Source organism: Flavobacterium orientale (assembly GCF_014638005.1).
GTDB classification, from domain to species: domain Bacteria; phylum Bacteroidota; class Bacteroidia; order Flavobacteriales; family Flavobacteriaceae; genus Flavobacterium; species Flavobacterium orientale.
Map to the genome: position 1 here is coordinate 316,153 of NZ_BMFG01000002.1, position 14,029 is coordinate 330,181.

The following is a 14,029-nucleotide window of genomic DNA, read 5'->3' on the forward strand; positions in this document are numbered from 1 at the left end:
TGTGTTGTTTTGGACGACCGAAAGGAAGTCCCGGTTTAGTAGTTAGACCAATGAAAAGCTTTTCACCTTTTGGTGAATGGCTTTTTTGCTTTATAAAAGTCTGCATATATTTAATTTTTTTTCATGTCTCACCGCCACTTCTTAATCCACAAACCCTACGGCTACCTCAGTCAGTTTATTTATGAACTAAAACGCACCAAAAAGTTATTAGGAGAATTATACGATTTTCCAGTCGGAACTATGGCAATTGGGCGTTTAGACGAAGATTCCGAAGGCTTACTCATTCTCACCACCGACGGCATGATGAGCGAAGTAGTACGAAGCAAAAAAGTAGAAAAAGAATACTATGCTCAAGTGGACGGAATCATCACTCAACAAGCCGTTGACCAACTTCAAAACGGTGTTTTAATTGGTTTTAAAGGAACCAAATACAAAACCATAAAATGTCAGGCTAAACTGATTGATGATCCAAATTTTCCACTTCGTTCCCAAAAAATACGTGATGAACGACACGGCCCAACCTCTTGGGTTTCCATCAAATTAACAGAAGGTAAATTTCGTCAAGTGCGAAAAATGACTTCTGCTGTAGGTTTCCCAACTTTGCGTTTAGTTCGTGTGCGAATTGGAAATTTTCACTTAGCTAATTTACAATCAGGAGAAGTTATGGAGATTGAAAGTGTTTTAGGGGTTTAAAATTTAATAAATCAGTGAATCTGCGGCCAAAACACAAATTTTTTACCTATTCAACCACCAAATACTTCCATTCAAAATCATCGCAAAACTTACCCAAAGTAGATATGGAATCATCAATTTACTTGCCAACGCATCAATGGGTTTAAATAATTTAATGGTTTCAAAAATCATCAACCAAAGCAAAAGAATTTCAACTAATGCTAAAAAAGGATTTTGTAATCCAAAAAACAAAAAGCTCCATAAAGAATTCAAAATCAATTGAATCAAAAAAACCCAAAGTGCTTTTTTAACCAAAACCGGAACTGCTTCCATTTTACTCCAAACTAATCCGGCACTTATGCCCATCATTACATATAAAATCGTCCAAACCGGAGCAAAAACTTCGTTAGGCGGATTAAAAGATGGTTTATTTATGGTTGGATACCATGTAGTGATTGAAGATTGTGTCACTAAACTCGAACCATAACCAACGCCCAAACAAATGGCAACGGCAATCGCAATTTTTACTATTTTTGACATATTCATTTTTATTCAAAAGTAACAAATCTGCTTTCGAAAAAGAGTGAATCACTCAAAAAATGTATCTTTGCCCAAAAATAAATTGCATGCTGTCTCCTTCAGATTTTATTCCTAAAAATTATCCGAAAACGGTCGAAAATGGAAGTTTTCAATGGTCGGCTCCAAGCAATATCGCCTTAGTGAAATATTGGGGAAAAAAGGAAAATCAAATTCCGGCCAATCCATCCATCAGTTTTACGTTGAAAAATTGTAAAACTATCACAAATCTGTCTTTTTCTAAAATTGAAAAAACGGATAACTTTTCATTCGATTTGTTGTTTGAAGGAAAATCAAAAGAATCATTCCGACCAAAAATTCAAAAATTTCTGGAAAGAGTAGAAGTTTATTTGCCTTTTTTAAAAGAGTATCATTTTACGATTGATACACAAAATACATTTCCCCATAGTTCAGGAATAGCGTCTTCAGCATCCGGAATGGCAGCATTGGCGGTGAATTTTATGAGTTTGGAAAAGGAATTAAACCCTGAAATGACAGAGGGTTATTTTAACCAAAAAGCTTCTTTTTTGGCTCGATTAGGTTCAGGAAGTGCTTGCAGAAGTATAAAAGGTGAAGTTGTTATTTGGGGAAATCATAATCAAACTGAAAACAGTTCTGATTTATTTGGGATTGAATTTTCTGAACTTCATCACAATTTTAAAAATTATCAAGACACGATTTTATTGGTTGATAAAGGCGAAAAACAAGTATCGAGTACGTTAGGTCATGATTTGATGAATGGTCATCCGTTTGCCGAAAGAAGATTTGAACAAGCTCACAAAAATTTGTCGCAAATCAAAACCATTTTAACGAATGGGGATGTAAATGAATTTGTCAAATTAGTGGAAAGCGAAGCTTTGACGTTGCATGCTATGATGATGACATCCATGCCGTATTTTATTTTGATGAAACCTAACACGTTGGAAATCATCAACAAAATTTGGAAATTCAGGGAACAAACTTCCATTCCAGTTTGTTTTACTTTAGATGCAGGTGCCAATGTACACGTGCTTTATCCCGCAAACGTTAGAGAAGAAGTTTTGCAATTTATTAAGAATGAATTAGTTGTGCATTGTCAAAACGAGCAGTATATTTGTGACGAAATTGGTGTGGGAGCGATTGAATTCACTAAATTTTAACTACATTTACACGATAACATAACAGTTACTATGAAAGGACCACTTTTTTACTCAAAAATTCTTCTTTTTGGAGAATACGGAATCATTAAAGATTCAAAAGGACTTTCTATTCCTTATAATTTTTATAACGGAGCATTGAAAGTGAGTGAAAATCCATCGCCGGAAGCGATTAAATCAAACGAAAGTTTACGAAGATTTACTTCTCATTTAGAGCAATTGCAAGCCGAGCAACCGGAGTTGGTGACCTTCAATTTAGAATTACTTCAACAAGATATCGATCGAGGAATGTATTTTGATTCATCCATTCCACAAGGTTATGGTGTTGGAAGTAGCGGTGCTCTTGTTGCTGCTATTTATGATAAATATGCTAATAATAAAATCACGGTTTTAGAGAATCTAACTCGTGAAAAATTATTGCAGTTAAAGGCGGTTTTTTCGCAAATGGAATCTTTTTTTCACGGAAAAAGTTCCGGTTTAGATCCTTTGAATAGCTATTTAAGTTTACCCATTTTAATCAATTCGCAAGATAATATTGAACCAACCGGAATTCCGTCGCAAGTAACCAACGGTAAAGGAGCTGTATTTTTGTTAGATTCCGGAATTGTTGGTGAAACCGCTCCAATGGTTACTATTTTCATGGAAAATTTGAAAGATCAAGGATTCAGAAAGATGCTAAAAACACAATTTGTCAAACATACCGATGCTTGTGTGGAAAACTTCTTGCAAGGCGATATAAAATCTCTTTTTAGCAACACTAAAAAATTATCTAAAGTGGTGTTGAATAACTTTAAACCAATGATTCCTGAACAATTTCACAACGTTTGGCAAAACGGAATCGATACCAATGACTATTATTTAAAACTTTGTGGTTCTGGTGGTGGTGGTTATATTCTTGGCTTTACCCAAGACTTAGAAAAAGCAAAAGCTTCACTCAAAGACTATAAATTAGAAGTGGTTTATCAATTTTAAAACATACTAAAATCAAGAGTTTATCTTGATTTTTTTCTTTGTATTATGGCATTATCCAGAAAAAATAAATTGATTTTGATGAAAATAATCAGTTTATTTTCGGTGGTAAGAGGCTATAATATTCCGATTATTGTTTTGGCTCAATATCTTTCGGCAATTTTTATTTTGTCACCCAATACTAGAGCTTTGGATGTGATTTTAGATTTCAATCTATTTATTATCGTTTTGGCCTCTACATTAACAATTGCCTCGGGATATATTATTAATAGTTTTTACGACAGTCAAAAAGATTTAATTAACAAGCCAAACAAAACAATGCTTGACCGATTGGTGTCACAAAAAACGAAGTTGCAAGTTTATTTTGGACTTAATTTCTTCGTATTTCTGATAGCAACACTGGTTTCATGGCGAGCCGTTTTCTTCTTTTCGGCTTACATTTTTTTAATTTGGTTTTATTCTCATAAGATAAAAAAATATCCAATCATAGGAAATATAACTGCCGCATTGTTGGCAATTCTGCCTTTCTTTGCGATTTTGTTGTATTATCAAAAAATTGATGGAATTCTTCAAAACTTGAACAATGAAAAGTATTATGTCATTTTTGCTCATGCGGGTTTTTTGTTTTTACTGATTTTGATTCGCGAAATGATTAAGGATTTAGAAAATATTAAAGGTGATTTGGTTCAGAATTATAGAACGATTCCTGTAATTTTGGGGGAAAGCTTTTCCAAGAAAATCATCACATTATTAGTGATTTGCACTATTGTTCCGGTTTATATTCTCATTGAAGTTTATGATGTGGGTTATATGGATATTTATTTTTATCTTAGTTTTATAGTGTTGTTATTCTTCCTAATTAAATTGTGGAATTCTGATTCAAGAGAAAACTATTTGCTATTGCACAATGTCCTAAAATTTATAATTGTAGCTGGAGTTTTTAGTATTGTTTTGATTAAACCATCCGTAATTCTTCACAGCAGAGAGGTATTAGATATTTAAAGAAAACACTTTCCTATACCAATTTCCAATTCCGTATCTTTGCAAAAATTTTAAAGATGAATAAAAAAGACGGAAGCAGCAGAAAATCAACTTCCAACAAAAATACAAAAGGCAAACCAGGCGGTTTTAGTAAGTCAAAACCAGCTATGGCTAAGCGTTCGCAAAAGCCTAAAAAAGTTTCTACAGATGAAAAACTTCCTGTGGCAAAACCAAAAGTAAAATCAGACGATATTCGTTTGAACAAATATATTGCTAACTCAGGAGCTTGTTCACGTCGTGATGCTGATATTTACATTCAGTCAGGTAACGTTAAAGTTAATGGTGTTGTGATTACAGAAATGGGATATCAAGTAAAACCAGGTGATGTGGTTAACTTTGACGGAGCAACCATTATTCCAGAAAAGAAAGAATATGTTTTGCTCAACAAGCCTAAAAACTTTACAACTTCGGTTGAAGATGATCGCGATATGCGAAATGTAATGGAATTGATTAAAAATGCAACTCCAATAAAAATTCAACCTATTGGAAGAATGGATAAGAACACAACCGGATTGTTGTTGTTTACCAATGATACCGATATGATTCGAAAATTCAGTTTGCCAAATCAAAAATCAACTAAAATTTATCAGGTTTCATTAGATAAAAATTTGAAATTTGAAGATTTAGAAAAAATAGCAGGTGGTGTTTCATTTGATGAACATAAATTATATGTAGATGAAATCAGTTATATCGAAGATCAGCCAAAAACAGAAATCGGTATTAAGCTAAGAACTCCAAACGTAAAGGTAGTTCGTGCTATTTTTGAAAAGTTTAGTTATAATGTGCTAAAAGTGGATCGCGTTTCATTCGCAGGTTTAACTAAAAAGAATCTTCCCAGAGGAAACTGGCGTTTTTTAACCGAACAAGAAATTATCAATTTGAGAGTTTTTTAATATGAGTTCAGAAAATTGTTTGTCTATTGCTTATAAATGGTTTGATGCTTTTAACAAAAAAGATCTCGATCAATTGTTATCGCTTTATGATGATAATGCGGAACATTTTAGTCCAAAGTTGAAAATCAGAAAACCGGAAACAAACGGATTAGTGATTGGCAAACTTGAATTAAGAGATTGGTGGCAAGAGGCATTTGACAGACTCCCAACGTTAAATTATAGGGTTACTTCGCTTACAGCAAATGCCGATAGGGTTTTTATGGAATATGTTCGTTCCGTTGAAAATGAAAACGATATGATGATTGCTGAAGTACTCGAAATTCGAGAAAATAAAATCATAGCTTCACGAGTATATCATGGCTAACTAAAAAGTCCCGTTCGAATTTAATCAAACGGGACTTTTCCGAATTAATAACAACCTACTATATTATTTTGTTTGCGTATCCAAACCTCTTTTTCTTAATAAAGGTTCAATACTTGGTTCGCTTCCTCTAAATCTTTTGTATAAATCCATCGGTTCTTCTGTGCCACCTCTTTCTAATATGCTTCTTCTGAATAATTTTGCCTTTTCTTGATTGAATAAAGATGTTTTTTTGAATTGATCAAAAGCATCTGTATCTAATACCCCTGACCAGATATAGCTATAATATCCTGCAGAATATCCGCCTGAAAATATGTGACTGAAATAGTTAGCTCTATGTCTTGGAATAATTGATTCCGGTAAACCTATTTTTTTCATTGCCGCTTTTTCAAATTCTTCTGCTGTTCCCGAAATTGGTGAAGTAGCCGTGTGAAATGCCATATCCAAAAAAGAAGAAGATAAGTATTCTACTGTTGAAAATCCTTGACCAAAAGTGCCTGATTTTTCCAATTTAGCAATTAATTCATCCGGAATTACTTCTCCGGTTTGATAATGTTTAGCATACATTTTTAATACTTCAGAATCAGCAGCCCAATTTTCCATGATTTGAGATGGTAATTCTACAAAATCTCTTGGAACACTGGTACCTGCTAAGCTTTTGTATTTTACATCCGAAAGCAATCCGTGTAAAGCATGTCCAAACTCATGGAAATAAGTTGTAACTTCATCAAATGTAAATAGTGCGGGAGCATTTCCGGTTGGTTTTGAAAAATTACAAACAATGGAAATTACCGGAGGAATTCGTTTTCCGTTTTCCATTTTTTGCGGTCGATAGGATGTCATCCAAGCACCACCTCTTTTTGAATCTCTAGGAAAGAAATCCATGTATAACAATCCTAAAACAGTTCCGTCTTTTTCGGTTACTTCCCATGTTGTTGCGTCAGGATGATAGGTTGGAACGTTTTTTAGTTGTTTGAATTGCAATCCAAATAATTTATCGCAAACCATGAAAACACCTTCAGTAACATTGTCTATACTAAAGTAAGGTTTTAATTCTTGTTCGTCTAAATCAAATTTTTCTTTTCTGATTTTTTCACTGTAGTACCTCCAATCATAAGGTTGAACATTTCCTGATATTCCTTCCTTTTTCATCATTGCCGCAATTTCTGCTTCTTCAACTTTGGCTTTTTCCAAGGCAGGTGTCCATAATTGATTCAAAAAATCCATTACTTTTGTTGGCGTTTTTGCCATACTTTCTTCTAAAACATAATGAGCATGAGATTCATAACCTAATAGTTTGGCTTTTTCGGCTCTTAAATTTGCCAATTGAATTCCATTAACGTTATTGTCAGTTTCACCACCATTATTTGCTCTGTTTTTATAAGCAGTCCAAATAATTTCACGAAGCTTTCTGTTGGAGCTATATTGTAAAAAAGGCATTACACTGGAGTTAGAAAGCGTAAAAACCCATTTGCCTTCTTTTCCTTTTGCTTTTGCAGTTTCTGCTGCAGCTGCAATTAATTCGTCAGACAAACCGGAAAGGTCTTCTTTCTTTTCGATGACTAATTCATATTTATTAGTTTCAGCCAAAATATTTTGACCAAATTTTAATGTCAAAAGGGAAAGCTCACTGTTAATTGCTCTCAATCTCTCTTTGTCTTTTTCGTTTAAATTAGCACCACTTCTAACAAAACGCTTGTAGGCATTTTCTAAAAGTTTGGATTCTTCTGTAGATAGTTTTAATTTGTCCTTTTCATTCCAAACCGATTTTACTTTAGCAAATAGTTTTTCATTTAATACAATATTATCATTATGAGCAGAAGTTTCCGGAGCAATTTCTCTCGCAATTTTTTGAATTTCTTCGTTAGTATTAGCAGAATTCAAATTGTAAAATACAGTTGAAACATTGCTCAATAAATCACCTGAATTTTCTAAAGCCACAATAGTGTTTTGGAATGTTGGAACACTTTTATTATTGACAATAGCATTAATTTCGGTTTGATGTCTTTTAATAGCTTCTTGAAAAGCAGGCTTAAAATGTTCGTTTTTTATTATATCAAATGGAGGAACATTATAAGGTGTATTATAGGAGGAAAAAAACGGATTACTGGCAAATTTTTTGTCTAATTCTTGTGCTTGTGTTTGACTTGCAATTAATCCCATAATAAGTACTAAAAGATATTTTTTATTCATTATTCATATTTTTTATAGAATGGCTAATTTAATTTAAATTTAAAAATCAGTCTTTCAAATTAACGTTATTTTATGACTGAATGACATAAAAAAAGCCCAAACTTTCGTTTGAGCTTTGTGCGGGTAAAAGGACTCGAACCTTCACACCTTGCGGCACCAGATCCTAAGTCTGGCGTGTCTACCAATTTCACCATACCCGCGGGCGAATAAAAACAGTAGCTGTTTCAATAAGTGGGTGCAAATATAGAAATTATTTTGAACTTTAAATTATGAATGATGAATTTTTTTAGCCCTTTATTTTTTGTAATTTTGAACTTTATCATTTTTTACTTTTTACTATGAACAACATAAAAAACTACGTTCAACAAAACAAAGAAAGATTCATCGACGAATTAATCGAATTACTAAAAATACCTTCTGTAAGTGCAGATTCTGCTTATTCACAAGATGTTATTGATACCGCCGAAGCTGTAAAAACAAGTCTCGAAAAAGCCGGTTGCGATTTCGTAGAACTTTGCGAAACGCCGGGATATCCAATTGTTTACGGAGAAAAAATCATCGACAAGAATTTGCCAACGGTTTTGGTGTACGGTCATTACGACGTGCAACCGCCCGATCCAATGGATTTGTGGACTTCGCCACCGTTTGAACCGGTTATTAAAACAACAGAAATTCACCCGGAAGGTGCCATTTTCGCTCGTGGTTCGTGTGATGACAAAGGTCAAATGTACATGCACGTGAAAGCATTTGAATATATGATTGCCAACAATTGCTTGCCTTGCAACGTCAAATTTATGATTGAAGGTGAAGAAGAAGTTGGTTCAAAAAGTCTTAGCTGGTTCGTAGAACGCAACCAAGAAAAATTGGCCAACGACGTGATTTTGATTTCAGATACCGGAATGATTTCCAACCAAAAACCATCAATTACTACAGGTCTTCGAGGGTTAAGTTATGTGGAAGTGGAAGTGACCGGACCAAATCGCGACTTGCATTCCGGACTTTACGGCGGTGCGGTTGCTAATCCAATTAATGTTTTGACCAAAATGATAGCGTCACTTCACGATGAAAATAATCACATCACCATTCCCGGTTTTTATGACAAAGTAGAAGAATTATCGCTGGAGGAAAGAGCAGAAATGGCCAAAGCACCGTTCTCACTCGACAATTATAAAAAAGCACTCGATATCGCCGATATTCACGGCGAAGTAGGTTATGTAACCAACGAAAGAAATTCCATCCGACCAACGTTAGACGTCAACGGAATCTGGGGAGGCTACACCGGTGAAGGTGCAAAAACAGTTATTGCTAGCAAAGCTTTTGCCAAAATTTCAATGCGATTAGTGCCTAATCAAGATTGGCAAGAAATCACCGAATTGTTTAAAAATCACTTTGAAAGCATCGCTCCAAAATCCGTAAAAGTAAAAGTTACACCACATCACGGCGGTCAGGGTTATGTAACGCCAATCGACAGCATCGGTTATCAGGCGGCCAACAAAGCCTACACCGAAACGTTTGGAGTGTCTGCCATTCCGGTTCGTTCCGGCGGTAGTATTCCAATTGTTGCTCTGTTCGAAAAAGAATTGAAATCAAAAACCATCCTCATGGGATTTGGTCTCGACAGTGATGCCATTCATTCGCCAAACGAACATTTCGGAATTTTTAATTATCTGAGAGGAATCGAAACCATTCCGTTGTTTTATAAATACTTTGTGGAGTTGAGTAAATAATTCAACCGCAGATTCGCAAATTGTATAACCGTTTATTCATCTGAGTAAGCGGTTTTTTTATTTCGATTAATATCTACAAAAAGAAGAATAGTTAATCAGCGAATTAGCAGCTCAATTTAACTATCAATTTTTCAACTATTTATAACAATTTGAAACATTTTACGTTGAAGCAAGACTAATGAATCATCAATTTTGCTGAACTCGTTTCAGTAATTAAATCATCAATCATCATGCTCAAAAAATTCTTCCTACTTTGTTCGGGTGCCGACAAAGAAATCATCGAAAGTTGTTCCAACGGCGAACAAAACAAATATGCCGGAATTGGTGCGACCGTTTTCTTTACGGCAGTCATGGCTTTTATTGCCGGAAGTTACGCTCTTTACACCGTTTTTGATAACGTTTACACAGCTGTGTTTTTCGGAATCGTTTGGGGTTTACTCATTTTCAACCTCGACCGATTTATTGTTTCCACCATCAAAAAAAGAGACAGTTTTCTGGATGAATTGATTCAGGCTTCACCCAGAATTGTGTTGGCCATCATCATTGCCATCGTTATTTCAAAACCATTGGAAATCAAAATTTTTGAAAAAGAAATCAATACCGTTTTGTTGAAAGAAAAAAATGAAATGGCGATGAATAATAAAAAACAAGTTGCCAATTATTTTCAATCCGACTTAGATCAAAATAAAGCTCAAATCGACAGTTTAAAATCTGATGTTCTTAAAAAAGAAAAAGAAGTCAACGATTTATATGCTGTCTTCATCACCGAAGCCGAAGGAACAGCCGGTACCAAAAAACTCGGAAAAGGACCGGTTTATAAAGAAAAGCGTGATAAACACGATGCTGCTTTACAAGAATTAGCCACTTTAAAAACTACCAATCAAACAAAAATTACTGAATTGGAAGAAAAAGGTAAAACCCTTCAAACCGATTTAGATAAAAAAATTGCCGAAACCCAACCTATTATCGATGGTTTTGATGGATTAATGGCTCGAATCAATGCGTTAGGAGACTTGCCGTGGTTGCCATCATTTTTTATTATGCTACTTTTCTTAGCCATTGAAACATCTCCAATTATTGCCAAATTGTTATCACCAAAAGGCGAATATGATTTTAAACAAGAAGAAGGCGAGTTGGCAGTGAAAAACGTTTTATCCCAAAATAAATACCAAAGCGATTTGCAAAAACAAACCGATGCTTCCATCTACGATAAAGTGTATGCTGATATTCGGGAAGACAAAGGTTTATATGATTATAAGAAAAAACGAGCCATCGAATTGTTAGAATTGCAAGCCGATGGTTTTGTGGAAAAGCAGAAGAAATCGCTTTAAACTCTTCAACCCTTCAAGAGTTCCAAACTCTTGAAGGGTTCTAGCCAATTTCATTTTGCACCTTCTTAGTCAAACTTTTAAAAACCAATTCATACGAATGGTTAATCAATTCCCGCATCATTTTGTCATCCACATCACTGTGAAAAGCAACCGTGTTCCAATGAATTTTACTCATGTGATAACCGGGATTAATTGCATCAAATTCTGCTCGAAGTTCCACCGCTTTTTCAGGATCACATTTTAAATTTAAAGAAGGAGTTCCGTTTTCCCATTCTTTCAAAGAAGTCAAACAAAACATTTTTCCACCGACTTTAAAAACTAAGGTGTCTTCATCAAAGGGGAAATGTTCGGTGACGCCTTTTTTAGATTGACAAAATTCGTAGAGTTGCTCAATATTCATCATCTAAATTTATGAAATTTGAAAAAGGATTGGTTTCGAAGGTGAAGCATCATTTTCAAACGAAGCAATCTGTAAATTCAATAAATATGAACCATCTTCCACATCATCATCAACAAAAATCAACTCCGTTATCGTAGCATTTTTTCGTGCATCGTCATTCAAATTATTCACATCTTTCACATTCCAAAATGCTTTGTGAGCTAATAATTTGCCTTCGTCTTTTTCTTTATCTACACTTGGCAAATCAATAAGCAGATGTTGAATTCCTTTTTCACGAATCAAAATAGCTGCATCTTCGTGTAAATAAGGCGGATTGGTATGCGAATAATTTTTCGATTTTTTTTCTTCTAAATTTGGTAAGGTTCGGATGATAATTGCTTCCGGAATTGCATTACCTAATGCTTTTTCAACTTGATTTTTCGTAATCACAAAATCTTCTCCTATTTTTTCGGGTTGGATGGAAATCAATTCTGCGGTAAAGAAAAATGTTTTCAGAACTTGATTGATGCTGAAAAAATCTTTCGTAATATGGCCTAAACATTCCGTGTGTGTGCCATGCCCGTGCGGATTAAAAAAAATGTTGTTGAAATTAGTGGTTGCTCCACCTCGCACACTTCCCACCCAAGAACCAAAACGAACAGGTTCAATCTGCGGTTTTTCAATGTACCAAGCAATCGGATTTTTTTCAGTATTGGATAATGGAAGCGAAATATCAATTGGTTTTGATAAATCAGCATGAATGGTGTCTTTAAGAGTTATTTTCATAGTTTTTTATAACATTTTGAAGGTAATATGGCTAACTAAGTCTCTATATAAAAAAATTAATCCAAAACATAGTAGTACACAAATCAAGCTTTTAAAAATTGTAACCTTTATACTTTCGTTGTAAAATTTTCTCATTGCAGAGAATAAATAAAAAAAATTTACTGTAAAGAGTACTAGTTGAGTAACTCTAGGTGTCCAAATCTCTTTTGGAGTTATAACTAAGGAAACTGAAAACAGCATGAAAAATGAAAGGTAATGAATGGCAAAAATGAAATGTTTTCCAAACAGAATTTTCTTTTTTATATGAATTAACCAAAAAATAATACTGTAAAAAGGAAGTAAAATAAAGATAAATAACTTTGAATTTGTAAGGGATTCGCTATCGTATTTTTGCTTTAATAAGTCAAATGAAAAGTTCTCACTTATCTTACTTTCTACATTTATTCCATCGGTAAAAAACCATTTTGCAGGTATTCTAAAAATATCTGCATCGCCTAAAAAAAAGAAAAATAAAATATTTATGACAATGAATAATTGAAAGGGTTTCATGAATGGAATTCTGTGTCCATTGATAAAATTTAAAGATAATTTTCCTGGTTTGAAAAGTAAATAATAAAATGATTTTAAAAACTTTGAATCAACATTTGTAAAACCGTCGATAAATTGTTGGATTATCATTTTTAATGAAAAATCATTGTCTTCTACAATTTTCTCACCACAGTCATAGCAGAATTTCCCTTTCAAAGGTTTTTGACAGTTGATACATAGTTTTTCTTCATTCACTTTTTAATGTATTATTAATCCAAATTTAATAAAAACAAATCACTTGCAATCCCATCACTCAAAAACTTTCCTTTTCGAGTGGTTCGCAAAATATTTTCATCCACAAAAAGTAAATGATCTTCGATGTATTTGGCAGCTTGTTGGTTGAGGTAATCTAAATAGGTTTGACCAAATTCAGTTTGAATTCTATCTAAAGAAATTCCCCAAATGGTTCGCAATCCTGTCATCACATATTCGTTATATCGATCGGTTTTGGACAACGTTTCGGTTTCAATTGGTAATTTTCCTTCTTGAATGGTTTTGATATACATCGTATTATTAGACACATTCCAACCTCGCTTTTCTCCATCATAACTATGAGCAGACGGACCAATTCCGATATATTTTTTACCCAACCAATAACTCGAATTGTTTTTAGAAAAATAGTTTTCCTTCCCAAAATTGGATAATTCGTAATGAATAAAACCGGCTTCTTCTAGTTTTTCTACTAAAATTTCAAAATGTTCTTGGGCAACTTCATCTTCTGGTGGTGGAATTATTCCTTTTTGAATAAACGAATGTAAAGCGGTTTTCGGCTCAACGGTCAATGCATAACTCGAAACATGCGGAATGCCAAACGATAAAGCAGTTTCAATATTTTGAATCCATTTTTCATTACTCATTCCCGGAATTCCGTAAATCAAATCAAGGGAAATATTATCGAAATGTTTTGTTGCTTGTTCTAAACAATTTTTGGCTTCATTGGTATTATGAGCACGATTCATCATTTTCAAATCCTCTTCAAAAAAAGATTGAATGCCGATGGAGAGACGGTTAATTCGATTGTTGGATAGTTCAATTATTCGGTTATTCGATAAGTCGTCAGGATTAGCTTCGACAGTTATCTCTGGATTTTCAATGACGTTGTAATTTTTAAAAACTTCATCAATCAACAATCTCAAATCTTCAATTGCTAATACTGATGGTGTTCCTCCACCAAAATAAATTGTTTCAACCACTTCATTTTTGAATTCTTCTTTTCGCATTGCGATTTCTTTCGCCAATGCTGAAACCATCTCATCTTTCTTTTTCATGGAAGTTGAAAAATGAAAGTCGCAATAGTGGCAAGCTTGCTTGCAAAAAGGTATATGAATATAAATGCCAGACATAAGTCTGGCAAATATATTCATTCTATATCATTTT

General features: G+C 33.9%; 14 protein-coding genes and 1 tRNA gene. 8 read left to right on the top strand and 7 right to left on the bottom strand.

Features of this window, described 5'->3' with window-relative positions; translation table 11 throughout:
• The first annotated feature begins 123 nt into the window (after positions 1 to 123).
• Complete coding sequence (locus IEV15_RS03955; protein WP_188361206.1) at positions 124 to 693, top strand: pseudouridine synthase; 570 nt, start codon at positions 124 to 126, stop codon at positions 691 to 693.
• A 42-nt stretch (positions 694 to 735) separates the two neighbouring features.
• Here IEV15_RS03955 and IEV15_RS03960 read toward each other — a convergent pair whose 3' ends face one another.
• Complete coding sequence (locus IEV15_RS03960) at positions 736 to 1,212, bottom strand: TspO/MBR family protein (protein ID WP_188361207.1); 477 nt, start codon at positions 1,210 to 1,212, stop codon at positions 736 to 738.
• 86 nt (positions 1,213 to 1,298) lie between these two features.
• Between IEV15_RS03960 and IEV15_RS03965 the strand changes: the two genes are divergently transcribed.
• The 5 genes from IEV15_RS03965 (at position 1,299) to IEV15_RS03985 (ending at position 5,651) form a co-directional block, all read left to right on the top strand.
• The gene (locus IEV15_RS03965) at positions 1,299 to 2,387 is read left to right on the top strand and encodes a diphosphomevalonate decarboxylase (RefSeq protein ID WP_188361208.1); all 1,089 of its coding nucleotides are present in this window, start codon (positions 1,299 to 1,301) and stop codon (positions 2,385 to 2,387) included.
• A 30-nt stretch (positions 2,388 to 2,417) separates the two neighbouring features.
• Entirely contained in the window at positions 2,418 to 3,356 is a 939-nt protein-coding gene (locus tag IEV15_RS03970; protein WP_188361209.1) for a mevalonate kinase family protein, read from the top strand.
• Positions 3,357 to 3,434: 78 nt separating this feature from the next.
• Positions 3,435 to 4,355 (top strand): geranylgeranylglycerol-phosphate geranylgeranyltransferase, encoded by a 921-nt coding sequence (locus IEV15_RS03975; RefSeq protein WP_229734088.1) that lies wholly within the window; start codon positions 3,435 to 3,437, stop codon positions 4,353 to 4,355.
• 56 nt (positions 4,356 to 4,411) lie between these two features.
• A complete protein-coding gene (locus tag IEV15_RS03980) occupies positions 4,412 to 5,287 on the top strand; it encodes a pseudouridine synthase (RefSeq protein ID WP_188361211.1) in 876 nt (291 codons plus the stop codon).
• Between the two features lies 1 nt (position 5,288).
• Complete coding sequence (locus IEV15_RS03985; RefSeq protein WP_188361212.1) at positions 5,289 to 5,651, top strand: nuclear transport factor 2 family protein; 363 nt, start codon at positions 5,289 to 5,291, stop codon at positions 5,649 to 5,651.
• Between the two features lie 63 nt (positions 5,652 to 5,714).
• On the opposite strand, the gene IEV15_RS03990 is transcribed toward IEV15_RS03985, so the two are convergent.
• Positions 5,715 to 7,841, bottom strand: coding sequence for a M3 family metallopeptidase (locus IEV15_RS03990; RefSeq protein WP_188361213.1), 2,127 nt, complete (start codon positions 7,839 to 7,841; stop codon positions 5,715 to 5,717).
• Positions 7,842 to 7,959: 118 nt separating this feature from the next.
• Positions 7,960 to 8,041, bottom strand: a tRNA-Leu gene (locus IEV15_RS03995).
• A gap of 138 nt (positions 8,042 to 8,179) precedes the next feature.
• Between IEV15_RS03995 and IEV15_RS04000 the strand changes: the two genes are divergently transcribed.
• Both IEV15_RS04000 and IEV15_RS04005 read left to right on the top strand, forming a co-directional pair.
• Positions 8,180 to 9,568, top strand: a complete 1,389-nt coding sequence (locus tag IEV15_RS04000; protein ID WP_188361214.1) for a dipeptidase — start codon at positions 8,180 to 8,182, stop codon at positions 9,566 to 9,568.
• Between the two features lie 230 nt (positions 9,569 to 9,798).
• On the top strand, positions 9,799 to 10,899 hold the full coding sequence (locus IEV15_RS04005) for a DUF4407 domain-containing protein (protein WP_188361215.1): 1,101 nt from the start codon (positions 9,799 to 9,801) through the stop codon (positions 10,897 to 10,899).
• Between the two features lie 40 nt (positions 10,900 to 10,939).
• On the opposite strand, the gene IEV15_RS04010 is transcribed toward IEV15_RS04005, so the two are convergent.
• The 4 genes from IEV15_RS04010 to hemW are packed head-to-tail and all read right to left on the bottom strand — an operon-like array spanning position 10,940 to position 13,995.
• A complete protein-coding gene (locus IEV15_RS04010) occupies positions 10,940 to 11,299 on the bottom strand; it encodes an MmcQ/YjbR family DNA-binding protein (RefSeq protein WP_188361347.1) in 360 nt (119 codons plus the stop codon).
• 9 nt (positions 11,300 to 11,308) lie between these two features.
• Complete coding sequence (locus tag IEV15_RS04015) at positions 11,309 to 12,064, bottom strand: cyclase family protein (protein ID WP_188361216.1); 756 nt, start codon at positions 12,062 to 12,064, stop codon at positions 11,309 to 11,311.
• Between the two features lie 6 nt (positions 12,065 to 12,070).
• Complete coding sequence (locus IEV15_RS04020) at positions 12,071 to 12,847, bottom strand: DUF3667 domain-containing protein (protein WP_188361217.1); 777 nt, start codon at positions 12,845 to 12,847, stop codon at positions 12,071 to 12,073.
• A 14-nt stretch (positions 12,848 to 12,861) separates the two neighbouring features.
• Entirely contained in the window at positions 12,862 to 13,995 is a 1,134-nt protein-coding gene (gene hemW, locus IEV15_RS04025) for a radical SAM family heme chaperone HemW (protein ID WP_188361348.1), read from the bottom strand.
• Between the last annotated feature and the right edge of the window lie 34 nt (positions 13,996 to 14,029).